General features: G+C 64.0%; 21 protein-coding genes and 1 riboswitch. Of the genes, 11 read left to right on the top strand and 10 right to left on the bottom strand.

Going from position 1 to position 23,552, the window contains the following annotated elements; all coding sequences use genetic code 11:
• Positions 1-104: 104 nt before the first annotated feature.
• Positions 105-2,117 (bottom strand): acetyl/propionyl/methylcrotonyl-CoA carboxylase subunit alpha, encoded by a 2,013-nt coding sequence (locus tag CK221_RS22050; protein ID WP_095779250.1) that lies wholly within the window; start codon positions 2,115-2,117, stop codon positions 105-107.
• Positions 2,118-2,383: 266 nt separating this feature from the next.
• Here CK221_RS22050 and CK221_RS22045 point away from each other — a divergent pair, with 266 nt between their 5' ends.
• The 10 genes from CK221_RS22045 (at position 2,384) to gcvP (ending at position 11,965) form a co-directional block, all read left to right on the top strand.
• Positions 2,384-3,511, top strand: coding sequence for an S-(hydroxymethyl)glutathione dehydrogenase/class III alcohol dehydrogenase (locus tag CK221_RS22045; RefSeq protein ID WP_095779249.1), 1,128 nt, complete (start codon positions 2,384-2,386; stop codon positions 3,509-3,511).
• Positions 3,512-3,578: 67 nt separating this feature from the next.
• Positions 3,579-4,148: an S-(hydroxymethyl)glutathione synthase gene (gene gfa, locus CK221_RS22040; protein WP_095779248.1), complete on the top strand. Its 570-nt coding sequence runs from the start codon at positions 3,579-3,581 to the stop codon at positions 4,146-4,148.
• Between the two features lie 62 nt (positions 4,149-4,210).
• The gene (locus CK221_RS22035) at positions 4,211-4,678 is read left to right on the top strand and encodes a YaiI/YqxD family protein (protein WP_095779247.1); all 468 of its coding nucleotides are present in this window, start codon (positions 4,211-4,213) and stop codon (positions 4,676-4,678) included.
• Positions 4,679-4,702: 24 nt separating this feature from the next.
• Positions 4,703-5,380, top strand: coding sequence for a DUF1345 domain-containing protein (locus tag CK221_RS22030; protein WP_095779246.1), 678 nt, complete (start codon positions 4,703-4,705; stop codon positions 5,378-5,380).
• A gap of 103 nt (positions 5,381-5,483) precedes the next feature.
• Complete coding sequence (locus tag CK221_RS22025; protein WP_095779245.1) at positions 5,484-6,365, top strand: cytochrome b/b6 domain-containing protein; 882 nt, start codon at positions 5,484-5,486, stop codon at positions 6,363-6,365.
• A gap of 1 nt (position 6,366) precedes the next feature.
• Complete coding sequence (locus CK221_RS22020; RefSeq protein ID WP_067000214.1) at positions 6,367-7,158, top strand: molybdopterin-binding protein; 792 nt, start codon at positions 6,367-6,369, stop codon at positions 7,156-7,158.
• Complete coding sequence (locus tag CK221_RS31110; RefSeq protein WP_259979720.1) at positions 7,158-7,286, top strand: hypothetical protein; 129 nt, start codon at positions 7,158-7,160, stop codon at positions 7,284-7,286. The genes CK221_RS22020 and CK221_RS31110 overlap by 1 nt, the downstream gene beginning before the upstream one ends.
• Positions 7,287-7,425: 139 nt before the next feature.
• Positions 7,426-7,512: riboswitch (glycine riboswitch) on the top strand.
• Positions 7,513-7,661: 149 nt separating this feature from the next.
• Positions 7,662-8,762: a glycine cleavage system aminomethyltransferase GcvT gene (gene gcvT, locus CK221_RS22015; protein WP_095779244.1), complete on the top strand. Its 1,101-nt coding sequence runs from the start codon at positions 7,662-7,664 to the stop codon at positions 8,760-8,762.
• Between the two features lie 7 nt (positions 8,763-8,769).
• Complete coding sequence (gene gcvH / locus CK221_RS22010; RefSeq protein WP_095779243.1) at positions 8,770-9,138, top strand: glycine cleavage system protein GcvH; 369 nt, start codon at positions 8,770-8,772, stop codon at positions 9,136-9,138.
• A 16-nt stretch (positions 9,139-9,154) separates the two neighbouring features.
• A complete protein-coding gene (gene gcvP, locus CK221_RS22005) occupies positions 9,155-11,965 on the top strand; it encodes an aminomethyl-transferring glycine dehydrogenase (protein ID WP_095779242.1) in 2,811 nt (936 codons plus the stop codon).
• A gap of 14 nt (positions 11,966-11,979) precedes the next feature.
• On the opposite strand, the gene CK221_RS22000 is transcribed toward gcvP, so the two are convergent.
• The 9 genes from CK221_RS22000 to cpaB form a co-directional block, all read right to left on the bottom strand.
• Positions 11,980-13,152 (bottom strand): GGDEF domain-containing protein, encoded by a 1,173-nt coding sequence (locus CK221_RS22000; RefSeq protein WP_095779241.1) that lies wholly within the window; start codon positions 13,150-13,152, stop codon positions 11,980-11,982.
• Positions 13,153-13,325: 173 nt separating this feature from the next.
• On the bottom strand, positions 13,326-13,799 hold the full coding sequence (locus tag CK221_RS21995; RefSeq protein WP_095779301.1) for a hypothetical protein: 474 nt from the start codon (positions 13,797-13,799) through the stop codon (positions 13,326-13,328).
• Between the two features lie 133 nt (positions 13,800-13,932).
• Entirely contained in the window at positions 13,933-14,895 is a 963-nt protein-coding gene (locus CK221_RS21990; protein ID WP_067000198.1) for a type II secretion system F family protein, read from the bottom strand.
• A gap of 1 nt (position 14,896) precedes the next feature.
• A complete protein-coding gene (locus tag CK221_RS21985) occupies positions 14,897-15,862 on the bottom strand; it encodes a type II secretion system F family protein (protein WP_095779240.1) in 966 nt (321 codons plus the stop codon).
• Positions 15,863-15,865: 3 nt separating this feature from the next.
• Positions 15,866-17,287 carry a CpaF family protein gene (locus tag CK221_RS21980; RefSeq protein ID WP_067000192.1) on the bottom strand — a complete coding sequence of 474 codons (1,422 nt, stop codon included), beginning with the start codon at positions 17,285-17,287 and terminating at the stop codon, positions 15,866-15,868.
• Entirely contained in the window at positions 17,284-18,498 is a 1,215-nt protein-coding gene (locus CK221_RS21975) for a response regulator/pilus assembly protein (RefSeq protein ID WP_095779239.1), read from the bottom strand. The genes CK221_RS21980 and CK221_RS21975 overlap by 4 nt, the downstream gene beginning before the upstream one ends.
• Before the next feature lie 13 nt (positions 18,499-18,511).
• On the bottom strand, positions 18,512-18,787 hold the full coding sequence (locus tag CK221_RS21970; protein ID WP_095779238.1) for a hypothetical protein: 276 nt from the start codon (positions 18,785-18,787) through the stop codon (positions 18,512-18,514).
• Between the two features lie 4 nt (positions 18,788-18,791).
• Positions 18,792-20,186, bottom strand: coding sequence for a type II and III secretion system protein family protein (locus CK221_RS21965; protein WP_245430707.1), 1,395 nt, complete (start codon positions 20,184-20,186; stop codon positions 18,792-18,794).
• 82 nt (positions 20,187-20,268) lie between these two features.
• Positions 20,269-21,207 carry a Flp pilus assembly protein CpaB gene (gene cpaB, locus CK221_RS21960; protein WP_095779236.1) on the bottom strand — a complete coding sequence of 313 codons (939 nt, stop codon included), beginning with the start codon at positions 21,205-21,207 and terminating at the stop codon, positions 20,269-20,271.
• A 254-nt stretch (positions 21,208-21,461) separates the two neighbouring features.
• Between cpaB and parE the strand changes: the two genes are divergently transcribed.
• Positions 21,462-23,516 carry a DNA topoisomerase IV subunit B gene (gene parE / locus CK221_RS21955; protein ID WP_095779235.1) on the top strand — a complete coding sequence of 685 codons (2,055 nt, stop codon included), beginning with the start codon at positions 21,462-21,464 and terminating at the stop codon, positions 23,514-23,516.
• The last annotated feature ends 36 nt before the right edge of the window (positions 23,517-23,552 follow it).

The raw sequence follows: 23,552 nt of genomic DNA, 5'->3' as shown, positions 1-23,552 counted from the left end.
ATCTCAAGGACTGATCCGTGCAGATGTATTGTCCCGGACGCCGCGATGCCAGTCCAGTACAATCGATCGCGAACCACAAGCTTGCGGCCACTGTCGCCCTGTGCTCAGGCGAACTCCATGATCACAGCGTCGACCGCCAAGCTGTCGCCCGGTTTGGCGTTTAGCTTCGCCACGGTGAGGTCGCGCTCCGCGCGCAGCACGTTCTCCATCTTCATCGCCTCGACCACGGCCAGCGTCTCGCCGGCCTTGACTTCTTGGCCCTCGGCGACGGCGATCGACACCACCAGTCCTGGCATCGGGCAAAGCAGCATTTTCGAGGTATCCGGCGGCGGCTTTTCCGGCATCAGCCTTTCCAGCTCCGCCGTCCGCGGCAGCATGGCTTGAGCCGTCACCGACATGCCCTTCCAGGCGATACAAAGGCCGTTCAGCACCGGCCGGACTTGCGCCGCGATCCGGCTGCCGCCGACCGTGCCGCGCCAGATCGCGTCCCCTGGCCGCCAGTCGGAAGCGACCGTCAGCGGCTCGCTGCCATCGATCGACAGATCGATCTCCATCGGGATCGAGACCATGCCGTCCAGGATGCCGGCGCAAAGATAGTCCGCGCCGATCTTCACCACCCAGTCGCGCTTGAGATGGCCCGAATGCGGTGCCAACCGGCCGCTGAGCCGGTCGAGCCGGTCCCGCCGCAGCAGCTCAATCGCGGTGGCGATCGCGGCGAATACCGCCCTCTCCTCACCGTCCGGTTCGACCGGCGCGAAACCGTCCGGATACTCCTCGGCGATGAAGCCGGTGGAAAGCCGCCCCTCGCGCCAGCGCGGATGCTGCATCAACGCAGCGAGGAACGGAATGTTGTGCTCTATGCCGTCGACGACAAAACCGTCCAGTGCTTCGGACATGGCATCGATAGCCTCGAGCCGCGTCGGCGCCCAGGTGCAGAGCTTTGCCACCATCGGGTCGTAGAACATCGATATCTCGGCGCCTTCGGCAACGCCGGTGTCGTTGCGGATCACCACATCGCCGAACATGCCCTCTTGCGGCGGCCGGTAGCGCGTCAGCCGGCCGATCGAGGGCAGGAAATTGCGGAACGGGTCCTCGGCATAGAGACGGCTTTCCACCGCCCAGCCGTTCAGCTTCACCTCGTTTTGCCTGATGCCGAGCTTTTCGCCGGCGGCGATGCGGATCATCTGCTCGACCAGATCGATGCCGGTGACGAGCTCCGTCACCGGATGCTCGACCTGTAGTCGCGTGTTCATTTCAAGGAAATAGAAGTTCCTGTCCTTGTCGACGATGAACTCGACCGTGCCGGCGCTCTGGTAATCGACGGCTTTCGCCAGCGCCACAGCCTGCTCGCCCATGGCCTTGCGCGTCTTGGCGTCGAGGAACGGCGACGGCGCCTCCTCGACCACCTTCTGGTTGCGGCGCTGGATCGAGCATTCGCGCTCACCCAGATAGAGCGCATTGCCATGCGCGTCGGCCAGCACCTGGATCTCGATATGGCGCGGGTCAACGACGAATTTCTCGATGAAGACGCGGTCATCGCCGAAGGAGCTTTTCGCTTCCGAACGCGCGCGCTCGAAGCCGTCGCGCACTTCCGCGCTGCTCCAGGCGATGCGCATGCCCTTGCCGCCGCCGCCGGCCGAGGCCTTGATCATCACCGGATAGCCGATCTCGCCGGCAATCCTTTCGGCGTGGTCGGCATTTTCGATGACGCCCAGCCAGCCGGGCACGGTCGAAACCTTGGCCTGGCTGGCGAACTTCTTCGATTCGATCTTGTCGCCCATTGCGCGGATCGCCTTGGGCTTCGGTCCGATGAAGATGATGCCTTCCTTTTCCAGCGCTTCGCAGAAAGAGGCGCGTTCCGACAGGAAGCCATAACCCGGGTGCACCGCTTCGGCGCCGGTTTCCTTGCAGGCGGCGATGATCTTCTCAGGCACTAGATAGCTCTGCGCCGCCGGCGACGGGCCGATATGCACGGCCTCGTCGGCCATTTCGACATGCACGGCGTCGCGGTCGGCATCCGAATAAACCGCGACCGTGGCGATCCCCATCTTGCGCGCCGTCTTGATCACGCGGCAGGCGATCTCGCCGCGATTGGCGATCAGGATCTTCTTGAACATTCGGATGTCGTTCCTCCGGCGAAGCCGTCCAGTTCTATGGACAATCCCGACGCGCCTCAAGTGTCTGCAGCCCCTGCCCTTCGGCGCTCGATCCTTTTGCAGAAGCGGCGTCGAAAAACGTCGCAACAGACGTTGGCCGCCACCTTCGAACCCGGTAAGGTGGTGGCGAGCGCAAGAAAATGGCAGGCGGTATTCGCCTCGCCGGGCAGGCTCGACGGCCTGCCTTAAAGCTGAGACTTTTAAGATTGCCTTGGGAGGAATGCCTCATGAAAACGCGTGCCGCAGTTGCCGTTGGTGCCGGAAAGCCGCTGGAGATCATGGAGGTGGATCTTGAGGGGCCGCGCGAGGGCGAGGTGCTGATCGAGGTCAAGGCGACCGGCATCTGCCACACCGACGAGTTCACGCTCTCGGGCGCCGATCCGGAAGGCATCTTTCCGGCGATCCTCGGCCATGAGGGCGCCGGCATCGTCGTCGATGTCGGCAAGGGCGTCACCTCGGTCAGGAAGGGCGACCATGTCATCCCGCTCTACACGCCCGAATGCCGGCAGTGCCCGTCCTGCCTGTCGCGCAAGACCAATCTGTGCACCGCCATCCGCGCCACGCAGGGCCAAGGCCTGATGCCCGACGGCACCTCGCGTTTTTCGGTCGGCGGCGAGAAGCTGTTCCACTATATGGGCTGCTCGACCTTCTCCAACTTCACCGTGCTGCCGGAGATCGCGGTCGCCAAGGTCAATCCCGACGCCCCCTTCGACAAGATCTGCTATATCGGCTGCGGCGTGACCACCGGCATCGGCGCCGTCATCAACACGGCCAAGGTCGAGCAGGGCGCCACCGCGGTCGTCTTCGGCCTCGGCGGCATTGGCCTCAACGTCATCCAGGGCCTTCGCCTGGCCGGCGCCGACATGATCATCGGCGTCGACTTGAACAACGACAAGAAGGCCTGGGGCGAGAAGTTCGGCATGACGCATTTTGTCAATCCGCAGGAGATCGACGGCGACATCGTGCCTTACCTAGTCAACCTGACCAAGCGCGGCGCCGACCAGATCGGCGGCGCCGACTACACCTTCGACTGCACCGGCAACACCAAGGTGATGCGCCAGGCGCTCGAGGCCTCGCATCGCGGCTGGGGCAAGTCGGTCATCATTGGCGTTGCCGGCGCCGGCCAGGAGATTGCGACGCGGCCCTTCCAACTGGTCACCGGCCGCACCTGGATGGGCACCGCCTTTGGCGGCGCGCGCGGCCGCACCGACGTGCCGAAGATCGTCGACTGGTACATGGAGGGCAAGATCCAGATCGATCCGATGATCACCCATACGCTGACGCTCGACGACATCAACAAGGGTTTTGACCTCATGCATGAGGGCAAGTCGATCCGCAGCGTCGTGGTTTACTGAAGCAATGCCGCCTCGGTCGTGGGCTGGAGCCCGCAACCTTTGCGGCTCAACATGGGAGGAAGGACGAATGGCGGAAAAATTGCATCCGAAGATCGACAACGGGCTGCCGAAGGAAAGTGCTGCCTTTTCCGGCGGGACGCTGGTCTGTCTCTGCACCAGCAATCCGGTGAAGGTGAAGGTCAAGGGCCAGATCGCCCACAACCATGCCTGCGGCTGCACCAAATGCTGGAAGCCGGAGGGGGCGGTGTTCTCGGTCGTGGCCGTTGCCGGCACCGGCGACGTCACTGTCACTGAGAATGGCGACAAGCTGAAGGTGGTCGACCCGGCAGCGCTGATCCAGCGCCATGCCTGCACCAGCTGCGGCGTGCACATGTACGGCCCGGTCGAGCGCGACCATCCCTTCAAGGGTCTGTCCTTCATCCATCCCGAGCGTTTCGAGGAGGACGGCTGGTCGCCGCCCGGCTTTGCCGCCTTTGTCTCCTCCATCATCGAAGCCGGCGTCGACCCGAGCCGCATGGACGGCATCCGCGGCCAGCTGAAGTCGATCGGGCTCGAACCCTATGACTGCCTCAACCCCGCCCTGATGGACTACATCGCCACCTGGACGGCGAAGAAGTCGGGAGCCTTGGCGGCCTGACAATTGCGGGATTTCTGGTAAAGGGCCGGCCAACGCCGGCCCTTTGCACATTTGGAGAGACGATGCCAGCACCCATCATCTATGTCGATGCCGATGCCTGTCCGGTGAAGGCCGAGGTCGAGAAGGTGGCGGAGCGGCACGGCGTCGTGGTTACCTATGTCTCCAATGGCGGCCTGCGCCCGTCGCGCGATCCGATGATCCGCAATGTCGTCGTCTCCAAGGGCGCGGATGCCGCGGACGACTGGATCGTCGAGAACGCCAAACCCAACGATGTCGTGGTGACGGCCGATATCCCGCTTGCCGCGCGCACGGTGGCGCTCGGCGCGCATGTGCTGGGACCTACGGGCCGTCCCTTCACGCACGAGACCATCGGCATGGCGGTGGCGATGCGGGATTTGAAGCAGCATCTGCGCGAGACCGGCGAAAGCCGCGGCTTCAACGCCGCCTTCACGGCGAAGGACAGGTCAAACTTTCTCGGCGAGCTCGACCGCATCTTGCGGCGGGCGCTCAAATCCGCCACACCCGGCTGACCCGAAGCCCTTTGAGAACCGGCCATGGGCGACGACATATCCCTCAACACGCCGATCCACCGGCACGTGCAGTTCGCTTTGGCTGCGGCCATCGGCATTGTCGCGCTGCTTCTCGCCCTGATGCTGGGGGCGCCGCTGCCCTACTCCATCGGCGCCAACCTCTTCTTCGCCGCTTACACTCTTCTGGTGCTGGTCGCGATGCCGAGGCTCACCGGCCGTTACCTGAGCAAGAACGCGCGTGCCACGGACCTGCCGGTGCTGCTGATTTTTGCGGTCACGCTCCTGGTCGTCGGCCTCGCCATCGGCTCGCTGTTTCAGCTCATCAACCAAAAGGCTGCCGCGCATCCGCTGGAGGTTCTGTTCGCGATGCTGTCGATCCCGCTTGGCTGGTTCACAATCCATGCCATGGCGGCGCTGCATTATGCGCATGTCTACTGGATGGACGGCGACGAGATCGACGAGAAAACCAGGAAGAAGAATCCGGTCGGCGGCCTCGATTTTCCCGGCGGCAAACGCCCGGAAGGCTGGGATTTCCTGTATTTCGCGACCGTCATCGGCATGACTGCGCAAACCGCCGACACTGGGATAACGACCTCGCGCATGCGCCAGGTCGTGCTCGTCCATTCGATCCTGAGCTTTTTCTTTAACACGGTGATCGTCGCCGCCGCGGTCAATCTCGCGGTCAGCCTGGGCAGTCCATAATAAATCCGTGATCGGATGAAACAACGCTTGGGCCGGAGACGTATTGGGAGGAGAACAAGGCTCTGAGAGGCCGCAGACGAGCGAGCCGGGAGGACATCCAGATATGGAGACCGTCGCCAGAAGCGAACCCTCCACCGAGGTAGAAGCATCCACGCCGAAGGACCCGACGCTGATTTACCGGCAATCGGGCTGGACGCGCCTGACCCATTGGCTCTGGGCGTTCTCGCTGTTCTTCATGCTGCTTTCGGGCCTGCAGATCTTCAACGCGCGCCCGCAACTCTACATCGGCAAGGAATCGGGCTTCCAATACAACAATACGATCCTCGAGATCGGCGCCGAAAACACAGACGGCGGACCGCGCGGCTTTACCAAAATCTTCGGGCATCGCTTCGACACCACCGGCGTGCTCGGCTGGTCCGGCCCTCCCGGACAGGAAACGCCGCGCGCCTTTCCGTCCTGGACGACGATCCCGTCCTACTACGACCTCGGCACGGCCCGCGTCGTGCATTTCTTCTTCGCCTGGGTGGTGAGCGCAACCCTGCTCATTTGGCTGATCGCGAGCCTGATCAACGGCCATATCCGCCGCGATCTTGCCCCTCGCCTGGATGACTTGCGCAAGTTGCCGCGCGACATCGTCGACCATGCGAAGCTGAAATTCCACCACGCGCGCGAATACAACACGCTGCAGAAAATGGCCTATGGCGGCGTGCTCTTCGTGCTGTTGCCGCTGATGATCATCACCGGGCTTGCGATGTCGCCGAGCATGAACTCGGTGCTTCCCTGGCTCAATGAAATCCTGGGCGGTCGGCAGACGGCTCGCACCATCCACTTCATTGTCATGGTGCTGCTCGTGCTCTTCTTCGTCGTCCATATGCTGATGATCGTGGCTGCCGGCCCGATCAACGAGCTGCGCTCGATCATCACCGGCTGGTACCGCACCGACCCGCCCGCAAAGCACGACCAGGCAACCGAGAGGAGCGCCTGACATGGCAAAATTCCAGATTAGCCGCCGGAAGTTCTTAACCTCCGCCAGCCTCGGTCTGTCAGGCATCGCGCTGTCGGGCTGCGATGCCTTCGACAGCGGTCTGGGCGTCGGCAGCGGGCTGCGCAGCTTCCTCGAAAATGCCAACGGGCTGACATACCGCGCACAGCGCCTGCTTGCCGGCCGGGACGCGCTGGCACCGGAATTCAGCGAGGCCGACATCCGCCAGCCGCAGCGGCCGAACGGCGTCACCGCGCCTGACGACGACACCTATAAGGGTCTTCTCGCCAATAATTTCGCCGACTGGCGCCTGGAGGTGACCGGCCTCGTCGAAAAACCGCTGTCGCTCACCCGCGAGCAGTTGCAGAACATGCCGAGCCGCACCCAGATCACCCGCCACGACTGCGTTGAAGGCTGGAGCTGCATCGCCAAATGGACCGGCACGCCGCTCTCGCTGGTGCTCGATCAGGCCATCGTCAAGCCGCAGGCGCGCTACGTCATGTTCCATTGCCTCGACACGATCGAGCAAAGCCTGTCTGGCGACATCAAATATTACGGCAGCATCGACCTGATCGATGCCCGCCATCCGCAAACGATCCTGGCCTACGGCTTGAACGGCAAGCCGCTGCCGGTCGAGAACGGCGCGCCGCTGCGGGTGCGGGTCGAGCGCCAGCTCGGCTACAAGATGCCGAAATATCTCTACAAGATCGAGCTGGTCGACGGCTTCGCCAATGTCGGCGGCGGTCGCGGCGGCTATTGGGAAGACAATGGCTACGACTGGTATGCCGGTATTTGATGGCGCTTCGCCTGCAGGCCGAGCACGATCTTGCGTCAGCCGAGTTCAACGCGATTGAGAAAAGCCTCACGGCGACAATCGGCCATTCCAACATCATCCTTTGCAAGACGATGGCCTCGGGCGACTAGGCCGCCTTGCTGGGCCGCCGTTCAGACCAGATCGGGTGTTGTCATCGGCGTCGGCTGCCGAGAGATATGTCGCTGGGAGGTGACAAGGTGTCGCCGACGGGCTATGGATGGCGCGTCGAGGGCTCAGGTGACTGAGTCCTACCTGTTTGCGGGAGAGAACAGCGCAAGCTGTCGCCGAAGGGGAAATCGCCCGAAATCTCTCAGGCAAAAGAACCGTGGACGGGAAAGACAACTCTGGAAAGTCGGGAATCTTCCCGCGCCGAAGGTGTAAGCGCTGCCGACAGAGTTACGGGGCGCGAGTCTCTCAGGCTTCAGACAGAGGGGCACGGACTGGACCGCCAATGGCGGTCGATTGCGTGCGACTCTGGAGAAGACATGACCGGCGAAGACACCAAACATCTACCCCTCGAGGATTTGCATAGCGCCGCGGGCGCGCGTTTCGGCGCTTTTGCCGGCTGGTCGATGCCGCTGACCTATCCGGCCGGCGTGATGAAGGAGCACCTCCACACGCGCGAGCATGCCGGCCTGTTCGACATCTCGCATATGAAGCTGTTCGAGGTCGGCGGCCCGGGCGCCGCCGCCCTACTCAACCGCGCCTGCCCGCTCGACGCCGGCGCGATGGAAATTGCCCAATCCAAATACACTTTCTTCCTCAACGAGGCCGCCGGCGTCATTGACGACTTGATCGTCACGCGTCCTGACGATGGCCGATTCATGGTGGTGGCCAACGCCGGCAATGCGGCCGAGGATGAAAGGCATCTGCGTGCGTTGGCCGCGGATTTCGATGCCAAGGTCGAGCCGCTCGACCGCGTCTTCCTGGCGATCCAGGGCCCGGATGCCTGGGCGGCCCTTTCGCGAGCCGATATCGAAACGGGCTCGCTGCTGTTCATGCATGGTGTCGAGCCCCGGCAAAACTGGTTCATGAGCCGCTCCGGCTACACCGGCGAGGATGGATTCGAGATCGGGCTGCCGGAAGCGGATGCCCGCGATCTCGTCGGCAAGCTGCTGCAGGATGAGCGCGTGCAATGGATCGGCCTTGCCGCCCGCGATAGCCTGCGGCTCGAGGCCGGGCTCTGCCTGCATGGCCAGGATCTGACACCCGAGATCGATCCGGCGAGCGCCGGTTTGATGTGGGCGATCCCTAAGGAGCTCCGCGCTTCCGGTCACTTCATCGGCGCTGACGCGCTGCGCTCGATCCTTGAGCGCGGGCCGTCGCAGAAGCGCGTTGGCCTGAAGCCCGATGGTCGTCAGCCGGTGCGCGCCGGCGCCGCGCTTGTCGATGCCGACGGCAATGCGGCCGGCCATGTGACCTCGGGCGGCTTCGGCCCCTCGACGGGCCACCCGGTCGCCATGGGCTATGTCGACAATGCGCTGGCCAAGCCCGGCAACAGACTATTCGCCGACGTCCGCGGGACCAGGATCCCGATCGTCGTCACTTCGCTGCCCTTCACGCCACATCGCTACCGCAAAGGATGATATTCCGATGGCAAATACCTATTTCACTGAGGATCATGAATGGCTGCGCGTCGAAGGCGGCGTCGCCACCGTCGGCATCACCGACTATGCGCAGGAGCAGCTCGGCGATCTCGTCTTCGTCGAACTGCCGGAAATCGGCCGTAAGCTCGCGAAGGGCGACACTGCCGTAGTCGTCGAATCCGTCAAGGCGGCCTCTGACGTCTACGCGCCGGTCGATGGCGAGATCACCGAAGCCAACACAGCACTGTCGTCGGACCCTTCATTGGTCAATTCGGCGGCGACCGGCGATGGCTGGCTCTGGAAGATGAAGCTTTCCAACGCAGGCCAACTCGACAGCCTCATGGACGAGGCCGCCTACAAAGCCCATATCGGTTGATACCAGGATCTTGGAAATGACCGCAGCACCCATTCCTTTCTCGGCCCGTCACATCGGCCCCAGCGTCAACGATGTCAGGGCGATGCTTGCCACCATCGGCGTTCCGTCCGTCGAAACGCTGATCAGCCAGGCCGTGCCGAGGTCGATCCGCCTCGATCTGCCGCTCAACCTGCCCACTCCGGCCAGCGAAGCCGAAGCACTGGCCGAATTGTCGGCGATGATGGCGAAGAACACGGTGCTGAAGAGCTTCATCGGCGCCGGTTATCACGGCGCCCATGTGCCGCCGGTCATCCAGCGCAACATGTTCGAGAACCCGGCCTGGTACACGGCCTACACGCCCTATCAGGCAGAGATCAGCCAGGGCCGGCTGGAGATGCTGTTCAATTTCCAGACCCTGGTCGCCGAGTTGACCGGCCTGCCGGTGGCTTCGGCATCGCTGCTCGATGAAGCCACCGCCGTTGCCGAAGCGGTCGGCATCGCACTGCGCCATCACCGCGACAAGCGCACCAAGGTGGCGCTTGCCGGCACGCCGCATCCGCAGACGCTCGATGTCGTGCGCACCCGCGCCGAACCGCTCGGCACCGAGGTCGACGGCGAGACCATCGACGACAACACCGCTGCGCTGCTCGTCTCCTGGCCGGACACTTTCGGCGTCTATGGCGACCACAAGGCGGCGATCGAGAAGGCCCGCGCCGCCGGCGCTCTGGTCGTCTTCATCGCCGACCCGCTCGCGCTTACGTTGACGGATGCGCCGGCCAAGCTCGGTGCCGACATCGCCGTCGGTCCGATGCAGCGCTTCGGCGTGCCGATGGGCTTTGGCGGCCCGCACGCGGCCTATTGCGCCGTCTCCGAAAAGCTCACCCGTCTTATGCCCGGCCGCCTCGTCGGCCAGTCGACCGACAGCAAGGGCCGCCCGGGCTATCGCCTGGCGCTGCAGACGCGCGAGCAGCACATCCGCCGCGACAAGGCGACCTCCAATATCTGCACCGCGCAGGCGCTGCTCGCCAACATGGCGACGGCCTATGCGATCTGGCACGGTCCCGCCGGTTTGCAAGCGATCGCCGAGCGCGTCCACACTCTCGCCAACCGCCTTGCGGCGGGGCTGAAGACAGCGGGCGTGGCCGTTCTCGGAGCACACCGCTTCGACACCGTGACGGCGGAAGTGAAGGGCAAGGCAGCGGCAATAGCCGCAGCCGCCGAGAAGACCGGCCGGCTGCTGCGCGTCATCGATGCCGACCGCGTCGGCATCGCCTTCGACGAGACCTCGACCGAAGCCGACCTCGAAGCGATCGCGGCCCTGTTCGGCGCCAAGCCCGGCACGGTGGAAGCCGGCTCGATGCCCGGTAAGCGGCGCGGCAAGGAGTTCCTCACCCAGCCGGTTTTCCACGAGAACCACTCCGAGACCGAGATGATGCGCTTCCTGCGGCGGCTGGCCGACAAGGACCTCGCGCTGGACCGCGCCATGATCCCGCTCGGATCCTGCACCATGAAGCTCAACGCCGCCGCCGAGATGATGCCCGTGAGTTGGGTCAACGTCGCCAACCTGCATCCTTTCGCGCCGGCCAGCCATTCGGCCGGCTACCGCGCCATGGTCGGCGACCTGGAAGCCTGGCTGTCGGAGATCACCGGTTTCGACGCGGTCAGCCTGCAGCCCAATGCCGGCAGCCAGGGCGAATATGCCGGCCTGCTCGCCATCGGCGCCTATCACCGCGCGCGCGGCGAAGGCCACCGCACCGTCTGCCTTATCCCCTCCTCCGCGCATGGCACCAATCCGGCGAGCGCGGCGATGGCGGGAATGAGCGTCGTCGTCGTGCGCTGCGCCGAGGACGGCAGCATCGACATGGATGACATGCGGGCCAAGGCCAACGAGCATTCCAAGAACCTCGCGGCGCTGATGTTCACCTACCCCTCGACGCATGGCGTCTACGAGGAAGGCGCGCGCCATCTCTGCGCCTTGATCCACGAGCATGGCGGCCAGGTCTATTTCGACGGCGCCAACCTCAACGCCCTGGTCGGCCTCGCCCGCCCCGGCGATATCGGCGCCGACGTCTGCCACATGAACCTGCACAAGACCTTCTGCATCCCGCATGGCGGCGGTGGCCCGGGCGTCGGCCCGATCGGCGTCAGGGCGCATCTGAAACCCTATCTGCCGGGCCATGTCACGGAAGGTTCGGCGCATGCCGTCGCCGCCGCGCCCTTCGGCAGCGCTTCGATCCTGCCGATCACCTGGATGTATATCCGCATGATGGGCGGCTCCGGGCTGAAGCAGGCCACCGAGACGGCGATCGTTTCGGCCAACTATGTGGCGACGCGGCTCGCGCCGCATTTCCCCCTCCTCTACAAGGGCAGGAGCGATCGCATCGCCCATGAGTGCATTCTCGACACCCGCGTGCTCAAGGAGAGCGCCGGCATCAGCGTCGACGACATCGCCAAGCGCCTCATTGACTACGGCTTCCACGCCCCGACCATGTCATTCCCGGTCGCCGGAACGCTGATGGTCGAGCCGACGGAATCCGAGCCCAAGCGCGAGCTCGACCGATTCTGCGAGGCGATGATTGCGATCGCCGGCGAGGCGGCGAAGGTGGCGAAGGGCGAATGGCCGCTCGACGACAACCCGCTGGTCAACGCCCCGCACAGTGCCGCCGAGGCATTGGCAGGCGCGTGGCCGCATCCATACTCGCGGATGGAAGCAGCGTACCCAGCGGGCGACGTAGATCTGGCAGCAAAATACTGGCCGCCGGTTTCGCGCATCGATAATGTCGCCGGCGACCGTAACCTGGTCTGCTCCTGCCCGCCGCTGTCGGAATATCTCGGCGCCGCAGAGTAGACGGTCAGGGCAAGTTAGGCCGAGCGCAGGGCTGGCCCGCTATCGGGCTGGTCCTCCCGGCGTTGGGCGATCACGCGGTTTCGCCCGGCGCGCTTTGCGGCGTAGAGCGCGGCGTCCGCCTCAGCCAGCACCTCGTCCAGGGTGCGACCATCGGCGGCACCAAATCCCATGCCGCCGCTGACGCTGCTGCGCAACGGACCACGTTGGGTCGGGACGATTTCGGTGCCGAAAGCGACCCCGATCCTGCTTGCCATATCGTGCGCCTTTTCAGGCGTCATGCGCGATAGGACGAGCGCGAACTCCTCACCGCCGAGCCGAAAGGCATCGACCCCGGCCCTGCTATATTTCTTGGTCACCGCCGCGAACCGGCAAAGCACCTGATCGCCGACGAGATGGCCGAAGACATCGTTGGTCGTCTTGAAATGGTCGAGGTCGAACATCGCGATCGCCATGAACGGACCGAAGCTGCGACCGCCGTAAAGCTCGCTGAGCGCCCTGCGGTTCATCAGGCCGGTGAGCGGATCGGTCATCGTCGCGGCCTTGAGCTCGATCTGCGCCTGCAGATGGTGCAACGAAAGCGTCAGCGCGCCGAGGCCGGTCATGCAGGCGACCGCGACGACGGAGTTCAACCGCTCCGCCCAGTTGTCGGGCGCGGCGCCGAGAACCCATTGCCCTTGCACCAGCAACACCAGGCCGCACAGGCCGAAGGATATCCCGCAGGCGCCGCTGAGAAACGAAACGACGAGCAGTATCCGGCGGTCGTGATCGCCCTTCATCCAGAACATCGTTCCGATCGCGCCGAGCAGCGCCGTCACCGTCGAATAGGTGATCAGAAAGCCGACGCCATCGAAGCCGAAATAGGTGACGAGGGCGCAGGCCGCCATCGCTGCCAGCGCCGGCACGATGGCGCGGCGATAACTGCGGATGCCGAGATACTGCATCGCCGACAAACAGATGACGAGGAACCCCAGGCTGAGCAGGGCAAGCACCATCTGGCAGAGCCACGGGTTGGCGTCCTTGGTATAGCGCCAGAACAGGACGACATGGGCAACGAGCACGAGTATGCCGCAGGCGACCGTAAGCACGAAACGCGCCTGCGGCGCGGTGAGCCAGATCGCGAGCATCGTGACGCTGAGGCATGTGCCCGACAGTGCCGCCGCGAGCAGGAGCGAGCTGAAATCCAACATCTCTGAAGATCTGCCGTTGGGGAGACTCGTTGCTTCCTCAATGTAGGTTGTAGAGGCGTGGCGCAAACCCTTTCGGCCGGTGTCCGCTGCTCGCTCGACAAAGGGTTTACAAAGCGTCGACATGTCCGCTGAAACTACGGCCCGGTTCCGCGGCGGGACGAGCCGGAAGCGGATCAGCTCTTGTCGAGCAGCGCTAGGTTGGCGTTGACCACGGTCTGGTCGGCGAGACCGGCCTTGGCTTCGAGCAGCAGCGCCCTTGCCTTCTTCTTGTTGCCGCGCAGGAGCTGCGAATAGCCCATATTGTTGACGATCTGCGGCTTGCGCCCGGCGACCCTCAGCAATTGCGCATAGGCGCGGTCGGCGAAGTCGAAGCGGCCGAGCTCGTCATAGGAGGCAGCAAGCCCCATCCAGGCTTCGGCATTGTCTGCCTTGAGCTCCACCGCTTTGCGGAAATGCTGTTCTGCGAGACCGAAATTCGCCTCCCGGAATTGCGCCTTGCCCTCCGTCAGGTCGGCGGCGCTGACGTCCTTGGCCGTCGCCTGGATCGCGGTGGTCTTGGTCGTGTCGACGCTGCTGTTCGTCGTGCAGCCGGTGATCATCAAGACGGCCGCCGATACCGCCGCTGCCGTGGAGAGTCTGTGACGCATGCCCTGCCCCGTCGCCCGATTTGCCGGGTCGTTCTTCAGCAAGGACCATACAGGAGAGCGATTAAGCTTCGGTGCCGAAATGCGCCTAAATTTCAGTTGCTTGCAAAGGATGCGTTAACCAGCACCGCCGGCCTCAGTGCGACGTCAGCCTTACGACGATCGGGATGATGGCGACCATCAGCACCACCGGCAGGATGCACACCGTCACCGGCACCGACATCTTGGCCGGCAAGGCATGTGCCTTCTCCTCGGCAAGCGACATGCGCTTGTGGCGCATTTCGTCGGAAAAGACACGCAGCGCTCCCGACAGGCTGGTGCCGAGCTCCTTGGACTGCTGCAGGAGCGTCGCGAAGGAGCGCACTTCGTCGAGGCTGAGGCGATCGGCGAGCGCCTTCAGCGCATCGTCGAGGCTGCGGCCGGCCCTCAGCTCCAGCGACACCAGCTGCAGGTTCTGGCTGAGCGACGGATAGGTCCTGGCGAGTTCCTTCGAGACCCGCTCGATGCCGGCCTCCATGCTCATGCCCGCGTCGGAGCAGACGATCATCAGATCCATGAAGTCGGGAAAGCCATTGCGGTATTCGCGCATCTTTTCCCGCACCTTCTGCGTCAGCACCAGGCCGGGCAGGAAATAGCCGGCCGCTCCCGACAGGATGATGAAGGTCCAGCGGCTGGTCACGGTCGATTCGGCGCTGGCCGCCCAATGGTTGACCAGGAATGCCCCAAGCGCCATTCCGACCAGCGCGGCAAAACGGATCAGGAAGAACGTCCCGACGGCGCGCGGCTCCATGTAGCCGGCCTGGATGAGCTTCATGCGCAATCGCGCGACATTCTCCGGATCGCTCTTGGCATAGAATTCCTGCGCCCGCCTCACCGCCTTCTCGCGCACGGCGTTCGCGTTTTTCCTGGGTGCCGGCTCGGGCTGCTCGATCGGCTGCGCCGCCTCGACCTTCAGCCGGCGCTTGACCTCGTTGCGGTCGCCCTGCGCAACGACCAGCGGCCATGCCACCGCGCCGCCGCCCATCACCAGCAGCAGCACCGCCACCGGCATCAGCGATGTCGGCGCTAGCGAGGCAAGGAAGCGGATGACCTCTTCCATTTCAGAACCTGAAATTCGACATCTTGAACATGATGGCATTGCCGAGCAGGAGCCACAGGATCGAGCCGCCCAGCATGTACCAGGTCTTCGGTATCCCCCACACTTCGTGGTAGAATTGCGGCATCAGCACCATGATGGCGGTGAACAGAAGCACCGGCACGGCGGTCAGGATATAGGCCGACATGCGGCCTTCGGTCGAAATGGCGCGCACCTTGCGCCGCAGCTTGCCGCGCTCGCGGATGGTCGACGACAGCCCGTCGAGGATCTCGCGCAGATTGCCGCCGGAGCTGCTTTGGATCGACACAGCGGTGACGAACAGCGGCAGGTCCTCATGGCCGACGCGATCGAACAGGTTGTTGAGCGCTGAAACCAGGTCCGAGCCATAAGTCACCTCGTCGGCCACGACGCCGAACTCGGTGCCGATCGGATCGGCCATCTCGCGCGCCACCATCGCGATCGCCACCGGCACCGGGTGGCCGGCCTTGAGGCCGCGCGTGATCAGCTCTAGCGCTTCCGGCAGTTGCATGCCGAAGCGCTTATGCCGGCGCTTGCGCAGAAAACGCATCGCCATAACCGGCAAGACCGGCACCAGCACCAGAAGCAGGATCAGCCCGAACAGCAAAGGCAGGCCGTACCAGACGGCCAAAAGCGTCAGAGCGAACGCTATCCCCGACGTGATCGTGAGGAATTTGGGCATCGGCATGATCATGCCGGACTGCGTGCGCAAGGCGCGAAAGCGATCGAAAGAAAGGAGGGGCGTGCCCTCTTCCATGCCGCGCTCCTTGCGCAGCTGGATCAGCACCTGCTCCTGGCTGATCTTGTTCTCCGCCAGCTTCATGCGGCGATTGATCGCCGTGCGCTTGTCGCTGCGGCCGGCATAGAGCAGGTAGCAGCCTTCGGCGATCATGATGCCGGTGAGCGCCGCCGCCGCGTAGACGGCATAGATCGGGCTGAATCCCTCGAGCACCGGCTACTCCTGCGGCCGGCCGGGTTCGAAATACTTGCCCGGAAATTCAATGCCCATGTTGCGCAGGTCCTCGAGGAAGCGCGGTCGGATGCCCGTTGCCTCGAAATGGCCGACGATCTTGCCGTCCGCCTCCATGCCGGTGCGCACGAAGCGGAAGATCTCCTGCATCTGGATGACGTCGCCTTCCATGCCCGTCACTTCGGCGACGCTGGTCACCTTGCGCTTGCCGTCGGACAGGCGCGTCAGTTGCACGATGATGTCGATGGCGCTCGCGATTTGGCTGCGGATCGACTGCACCGTCATCGGCATGCCGGTCATGCCGAGCATCTGTTCGAGGCGCGATATTGCGTCGCGCGGCGTGTTGGCGTGGATGGTCGCCATCGACCCTTCATGGCCGGTGTTCATAGCCTGCAGCATGTCGAAGGCTTCCTCGCCACGGCACTCGCCAAGGATGACGCGGTCGGGCCGCATGCGCAGCGCGTTCTTGACCAGATCGCGCTGCTTCAGCTCGCCATGACCCTCGATGTTTGCCGGGCGCGTTTCCATGCGCGCGACGTGCGGCTGCTGCAGCTGCAACTCGGCGGCGTCCTCGATGGTGATCAGGCGCTCGTCCTCGGGAATGAAGGCCGACAAGGCATTGAGCATCGTCGTCTTGCCGGTGCCGGTGCCGCCGGAGATGATCGTCGTCTTGCGCGCATGCACGGCCGCCGCCAGCACCTCGGCCATGTTCTGGGTGATGGCGCCGAACTCTACCAGTTTGTGCAGGCCGAGCTTGTTCTTGGAGAATTTGCGGATCGATACCAGCGGCCCGTCGACGCCGACCGGCCTGATCGCGGCGTTGAAACGCGATCCGTCGAGCATGCGGGCGTCGACCATCGGCTGCGATTCATCGACGCGGCGGCCGACGGCCGCGACGATTTTATTAATGATCCGAAGCAGATGCGCCTCGTCCTTGAACGGGATATGGACCTGCTGCAGCTTGCCTCGCTTTTCGACGAAACAGTTCTGATGGCCGTTGATCAGAATATCGTTGATCTCCGGATCCTTGAGCAGCGGCTCCAGCGGGCCGAGGCCCACCATCTCGTCGACGATGTCATCCACCAGCGCGTCCAGCTCGGCGGTGTTGATCGCCATTCGCTCCTGACGCGTCTTTTCCGAGACGAACTCATGCACCTGGCGGCGCATTTCGTCCTTGGGCAGCCGCTCCAGCGCGACGAGGTTGATTTCTTCGAGCAGCATGCGGTGGATGCGCACGCGCGCGTCGAGCACCTTGTTGGCGCTCTTTGCGGGTGCTGCTTCCGGCTTCGGCGGCGCCGGCTTGCGGGTCGTCGGAATGACCACGGCGTGATGCGCAACGGGCGCGGGTTCGGGCGCCCGCAGCGGACGAACATCGCGATTCTGCAGGTTGGAGAAGCGGCTGCTCATCCTGCTTTCCTCTTCAAGAGGCCCTTGCCGAGGCCGAACAGCGACTTCGATTTTGCCGTCGTCGCCACCGCCTCCTCGGGCAGGATGATTTTCTTCAGGTCATTGACGACATTGGCGTTCGGATCGATGTCGTGCAGCGGCACGCCGCGGTCGACGGCCTCGCGCACCAGCCGGTAGTTGTTGGAGATGCCGCCGACGAAATGCTCGCCGAGGATATCCTGGACGTCGGCCTGCTTGATGCCGCTGTCGAACATCTTCTGCTCGAAACGGTTGACGATGACGTTCGGCTTCACTTCCTTGCCGGCCGTCTCGTAGATGGCCTGGATGAGACGCTGCGTGTGGCGCAGGCAAGGCACCGTCATCTCGGCCACGATATAGAGCTTGTTGGAGCCCAGCAGCACCGTCTCGGTCCACGGGAACCAGGTGCGCGGCATGTCGATGACGACGTTGTCGAAATAGGCCGAGACGAGGTCGAGCATGCGCACCACGACATCGGTCTTGAACGAGCGCATTTCCGAAGGGCGCGTCGGCGCCGCCAGCACGCAGAGCCCGCTTGCATGCTTGGACAGCATGACGTCCAGCAGCTGCCGGTCGAGACGTTCGGGCTGGTTCTCGATTTCGGTGATGTCGAAGCGCGGCTCGAGGTCGAGATATTCGGCGCAGGCGCCTTGCTGGAAATTGAGGTCGACCACGCAGGTCGAGGCGCCGCGCGTCACCGAATGGTGCAGCTGGAAGGCGGTCTGCAGGGCAAGCGTGGTGGTGCCGACACCGCCGGCGGCCGGCATGAAGGTGTAGATTTGCGATTCAGTGTTTTCCTCCCGCCCCGGCCCCTGTAGCGCGCGAATGACGGAACGCACCAGATCGGCGGTGGTGATCGGCTTTACCAGGAAGTCGGCGACTTGGAGCTGCACCAGGATGCGCACCGCCGCCGCATTGAATTCCTGCGTGACGACGACCACCGGCACGCGGCCTTCGATCCGGCGCATGATGCGCTGCAGCGACTCGATCTCTTCGAGCTTGGCCGCGTCCATGTCGACGATGACGGCGCCGAAATCGGTCTCCTGGACCTCGCCGCGCAGTTCGTTGACGCTTTTCTCGACCGTCAAAAGCTCGATGACCTCGGATGCAGCGAAAGCCGTCCGCGTGTCCTGCGAAAACGCCCGGTCGGTCGAAACGAGCAGGATCTTCTTGGTCTTGGTGCCCGATGCCATGGTCGTCAGCTCATCAGTCTGCTGTCGTTGATACCGATGTCGTTGAAGCCGGCGCCGCGCCGCCCTTCGCGCCCGCGGCAGTGGCCGTGGGGCTCGTGCTCGGAGCCGGCACCAGGAGCCTGGTGTTCTGGACGCCGTACTGCCAGGGGTCGACCATCTGCATGGCTGTGTTGGACGCCTGGGCGTTGCCGGCGGCCGGAGACACGCCTTCGGTGCGCACATAGTCGTCGCTGGTGCAGCCGGAGAGCGCGCCGGCGAGCAGCAGAGCGATGCAAGGAGCCAGACGCATGGCTTCAGTCCTTCGGCAGATCGAGGAAATGGCCCGACGTGGTCGCCGCCACCGGACGGGCCCCGCTGCCGTCGGCCAGCGCCAAGGGGCGCTTGGGAGCGGAAGCGTCGACTTCCTCGGTGTTGTTCAGGAAGTAGTCGGCATTGCTTGGCGGCCGCGTTCCGTCGGTGGGCTCGACCATCTTCTTCGACGGGTCAACCGGTTTGACCAGGTAGGGCGTGACGATGATCACCAGATCGGTCTCGCGCCGCTGATAGGATTTCGAGGAGAACAGCGGACCGAGAACCGGCAGCTTGCCGAGCCCCGGCAGGCGCGAGGTTGTGATGTCGTTCTGCGACTGCAAGAGGCCCGCGATCATGAAGCTCTGGCCGTTTTTCAAGTCGACCGACGTCTTGGCGCGACGCACGATGAAGGCAGGAATGGAAATGCCGCTGCTGACTTCAATCGACGCGGAGGGATCGATCGACGAAACTTCGGGCGCGATATCGAGGCTGACCAGTCCACCCTTGAGCACGGTCGGCGTGAAATCAAGACCGACGCCGTATTTCTTATAGCTGACGCTGATCTTGCCGTTGTCCTCGGACACCGGGATCGGGAACTCGCCGCCGGCAAGGAAGCTCGCGGTCTGGCCCGAGCGGGCGATCAGGTTGGGCTCGGCCAGCCGCCGGGCGAGACCGCGCTCTTCCAGCGCCTTGATGGCGATGTCGATCGAAACCCCGTTGGAAAGCAACCGGCCGATGATCTCGCCGGTCCCGGCGGTCGGTACCGTGCCCGGGTCGATGATGACGTCGCGACCGCCGACGCCGAAGGCAAAGTTGGCCCCGTATTTGGCGCCGAGGTCCTGTCCCGCCTGCCGGTTGATCTCGACGAAACGGACATTGAGCTGAACCTGCTGCGAGGACGAGATGTTGACCGAGTTGATCACTTCCTCATTGCCGGAGAAGCGCGACGCGATCTTGCTCGCCTTGTCGGCCGCGACCGCGTCTTCCGCCTCGCCCGAAAGCACCACGCGGCCGTTGGCCGAACCGACCTTGATCTTGGCATCCGGCACGCTGGCGCGGATGGTGTTCGCGAGTTGGTCGGTGTCCAGCGTCACCTCGATGTCGATGGTGCCGACGAGCTGCTTGTTCTGATCGAACAGCGCGATGCCGGTGGTGCCGAGATTGTTGCCCAACACATAGAAGGACTTGTCGGTCAGCGGATTGACGTTGGCGATCTCCGGATCGCCGATGACGATCTGATAGAAGGCCGCGTTCGTCATGATCGTCTTGGGCTTGCCCTTGGCGACTTTGATCGAGACGTTCTTGGTCGCCGAGACGTATACGACGTCGTTGTTTGCCTGGGCCGGCGCCCCAAAGGCCAGTATTCCGGCGGCTGCCAGAAAGGCGCCCGCCGCCATTGCACGCAGAAGGCGCAGCCCTCTCGTCGTCCGTTCTTTGTTCAACACAGGCATTGTCCCGTTCCCGGCCGGTCCCCACCGGCTATTGTTCTTGTTCCTTGGAAGGAACGACGTCTCCGTCGGCGGGCTTGGAGGGAACCTTGTATTCCTCCACCTTCGTGCCGCGCGACACGATCACCGTCTTGAACTTCGGCTCTTCCGGCTCCTTCGCCACCGCATTGACCAGCGAGGCGGCGCTTGCCTCGGCGCTCGCGGCAACCGAACCGCCGAAGGACGAGATGGTGGTAAGCCCGTTGCCGCTGGCGCTGGCATCGGCGGCGGACCGCAAAGACAGCGACAAGGAGCCGACGGTGCGGGCGAGCGCTACCTTCTGCGCCCCTTCGTTCGTGACCTCGAGGGTCACGGAATTGGCGACCTGCGGCTCGGTCTTGCGCTCGTCCGCGCCCTGCCCGACCGAAAGCACCTTGGCGTCGGACACGACGATTTCGGACGTGACCGTCGAGCCGGCTGCCCCTTGCGCGTTCTTGGACACTTCCTGGATTTCGCCGGCATCGCGCGTCAGCACGACGTCGACCCGGTCGCCCGGCGTGATGAAGCCGCCGACGCCGGCGATCTCGTCGGTGCGGATGGTGACGGCCCGCATGCCCGGCGACAGCATGTTGGAAAGTGTGGCGCGGCCGTTCGGTCCCGACAGCTTGGCGAGCAGCACCGGCTCGTTGACCTCGATTGGCGACAGCACGACTCGGCTGCCTTCGGCCAGCAGCTTGTCGATTGTCGGGAAGGCGCCTCGCGGCAGAGAATCCTGCGGCCACGGAATTTCGGTGAGTTGCGACCGGTCGAGCTGCATGCCGTAGCGTAGCGGCGCATTCGCCACGACGATGGTCTTGAACTCGACTTTGGGCTCGTGCGGCACCACGATCGATGCCGTCTTCTGCTCGGGCTGGGCCCTCGCCTGGCTTTTGACCCAGAAGTCCGCGGCAAAGATCGAGATCGCGCCGAAAACGGCTGCGATGCCGATCATGGTTATGGCCCTGCCCTTCACAACGAAACCCCTGACGCCCCGTGGTCTTTTGTCGTTGAGGCTCACGCTAGGCGTTAATGTTAAAGAATCAGGAATCCAAAGGGGTGGAGCCCGCCCTATTTCCGGCGGCTTGGTTATCGAATGGTTTTGGAATAAGAGACAGTTTGATCCCTGAACGGAACAGGAACTCGTTCGCCCGCCAAAAGCGTGGCAGTATCGAGGAGTGATTCGCAGTACTGGACTTAATGGCTAGCATGGACGACACCAGCGATCTTTTCGGCAACCCGGAAAAGCAGCCCCAGCAAGTACGCGCGCCCTCGCGGCCGGCCGATCCGCTGGTGCAGGCCGCGAAGCGCTCGGCCGCCGCCCGCGACGGCAGCGAGAGCTACAGCGCCGCCGACATCGAGGTGCTTGAGGGGCTGGAGCCGGTGCGCCGTCGCCCAGGCATGTATATCGGCGGCACCGACGACAAGGCGATGCATCACCTCTTCGCCGAGGTCATCGATAATTCGATGGACGAGGCGGTGGCCGGCCACGCGACCTTCATCGACGTCGAGCTTTCGGCGGACGGATTTCTTACCGTCACCGACAATGGCCGCGGCATTCCGATCGATCCGCATCCGAAGTTCAAGAAACCGGCGCTCGAAGTCATCATGACGACGCTGCATTCGGGCGGCAAGTTCGACTCCAAGGTCTATGAGACCTCCGGCGGTCTGCACGGCGTCGGCGTATCCGTAGTCAACGCGCTGTCCGATCACCTCGAGGTCGAGGTCGCGCGCGGGCGCCAGCTCTATCGCCAGCGCTTCTCGCGCGGCGTTCCGGTGAGCGGGCTGGAGCACCTCGGCGAGGTGCACAACCGCCGCGGCACCAGGACCCGCTTCCATCCCGACGAGCAGATCTTCGGCAAGGGCGCCGCCTTCGAGCCGGCCCGGCTCTACCGCATGACGCGCTCGAAGGCCTATCTGTTCGGCGGCGTCGAGATCCGCTGGACCTGCGATCCCTCACTGATCAAGGAAAAGGATCAAACTCCGGCCAAAGCCGAGTTCCATTTCCCGGGCGGCCTGAAAGACTACCTCAAGGCCACCCTCGGCGACGAATTCCAGGTCACGCGCGAAGTGTTCGCGGGCAAAAGCGACAAGCAGGGCGGCCATGGCTCGCTGGAATGGGCTGTGACCTGGTTCGGCGGCGACGGCTTCCTCAACTCCTACTGCAATACGATTCCCACTCCCGAGGGCGGCACGCATGAGGCGGGCTTCCGCAACGTGCTGACGCGCGGGCTTCGCGCATATGCCGATCTCATCGGCAACAAGCGCGCCTCGATCGTCACCACCGAGGACGTCATGATCTCGGCCGCCGGTATGCTGTCGGTATTCATCCGAGAGCCGGAATTCGTTGGCCAGACCAAGGACAGGCTGGCCACCATCGAGGCGATGCGCATCGTCGAAACCGCCATCCGCGACCCGTTCGACCACTGGCTGGCCGACAACCCGCAGGAAGCCTCGAAGCTTCTCGAATGGGTGATCGCGCGCGCCGATGAGCGTGTGCGCCGGCGTCAGGAAAAGGAAGTCTCGCGCAAGAGCGCCGTACGCAAGCTGCGCCTGCCGGGCAAGCTCGCCGACTGTACCCAGAATGCCGCGGCCGGCGCCGAGATCTTCATCGTCGAGGGCGACTCGGCCGGAGGCTCGGCCAAGCAGGCGCGCGACCGCGCCAGCCAGGCGGTGCTGCCGCTGCGCGGCAAGATCCTCAACGTCGCCAGCGCCGGCAACGACAAGCTTGCCGCCAACCAGCAGATTTCCGACCTGGTTCAGGCGCTCGGCTGCGGCACGCGCTCGAAATATCGCGACGAGGACCTGCGCTACGACCGCGTGATCATCATGACCGACGCCGACGTTGACGGCGCGCATATCGCTTCGCTTTTGATCACCTTCTTCTTCCAGGAGATGCCTAACCTGATCCGAGGTGGCCATCTCTATATGGCCGTGCCGCCGCTCTATTCGATCCGTCAGGGCGGTAAGGTGGCCTATGCACGTGACGACGCGCACAAGGACGAATTGCTGCGCACCGAATTCACCGGGCGCGGCAAGGTCGAGATCGGCCGCTTCAAGGGCCTTGGCGAGATGATGGCCTCGCAGCTCAAGGAAACCACGATGGACCCGAGGAAGCGCACGCTTCTCAGGGTCGACGTGATCGATGCCGAGCAGGCGACCAAGGACGCCGTCGACGCGCTGATGGGCACCAAGCCCGAGGCCCGCTTCCGCTTCATCCAGGAACGTGCCGAATTCGCCGAGGCCGACGTGCTGGATATCTGAACGCGGACTGGTCCATAACAGGCTCCGGGACGGAGA

It is taken from the genome of Mesorhizobium sp. WSM3868 (assembly GCF_002294785.1).
Lineage (GTDB): Bacteria > Pseudomonadota > Alphaproteobacteria > Rhizobiales > Rhizobiaceae > Mesorhizobium.
Note: the sequence above shows the minus strand (reverse complement) of the source record. Positions and strands in the feature narration are given on the sequence as shown.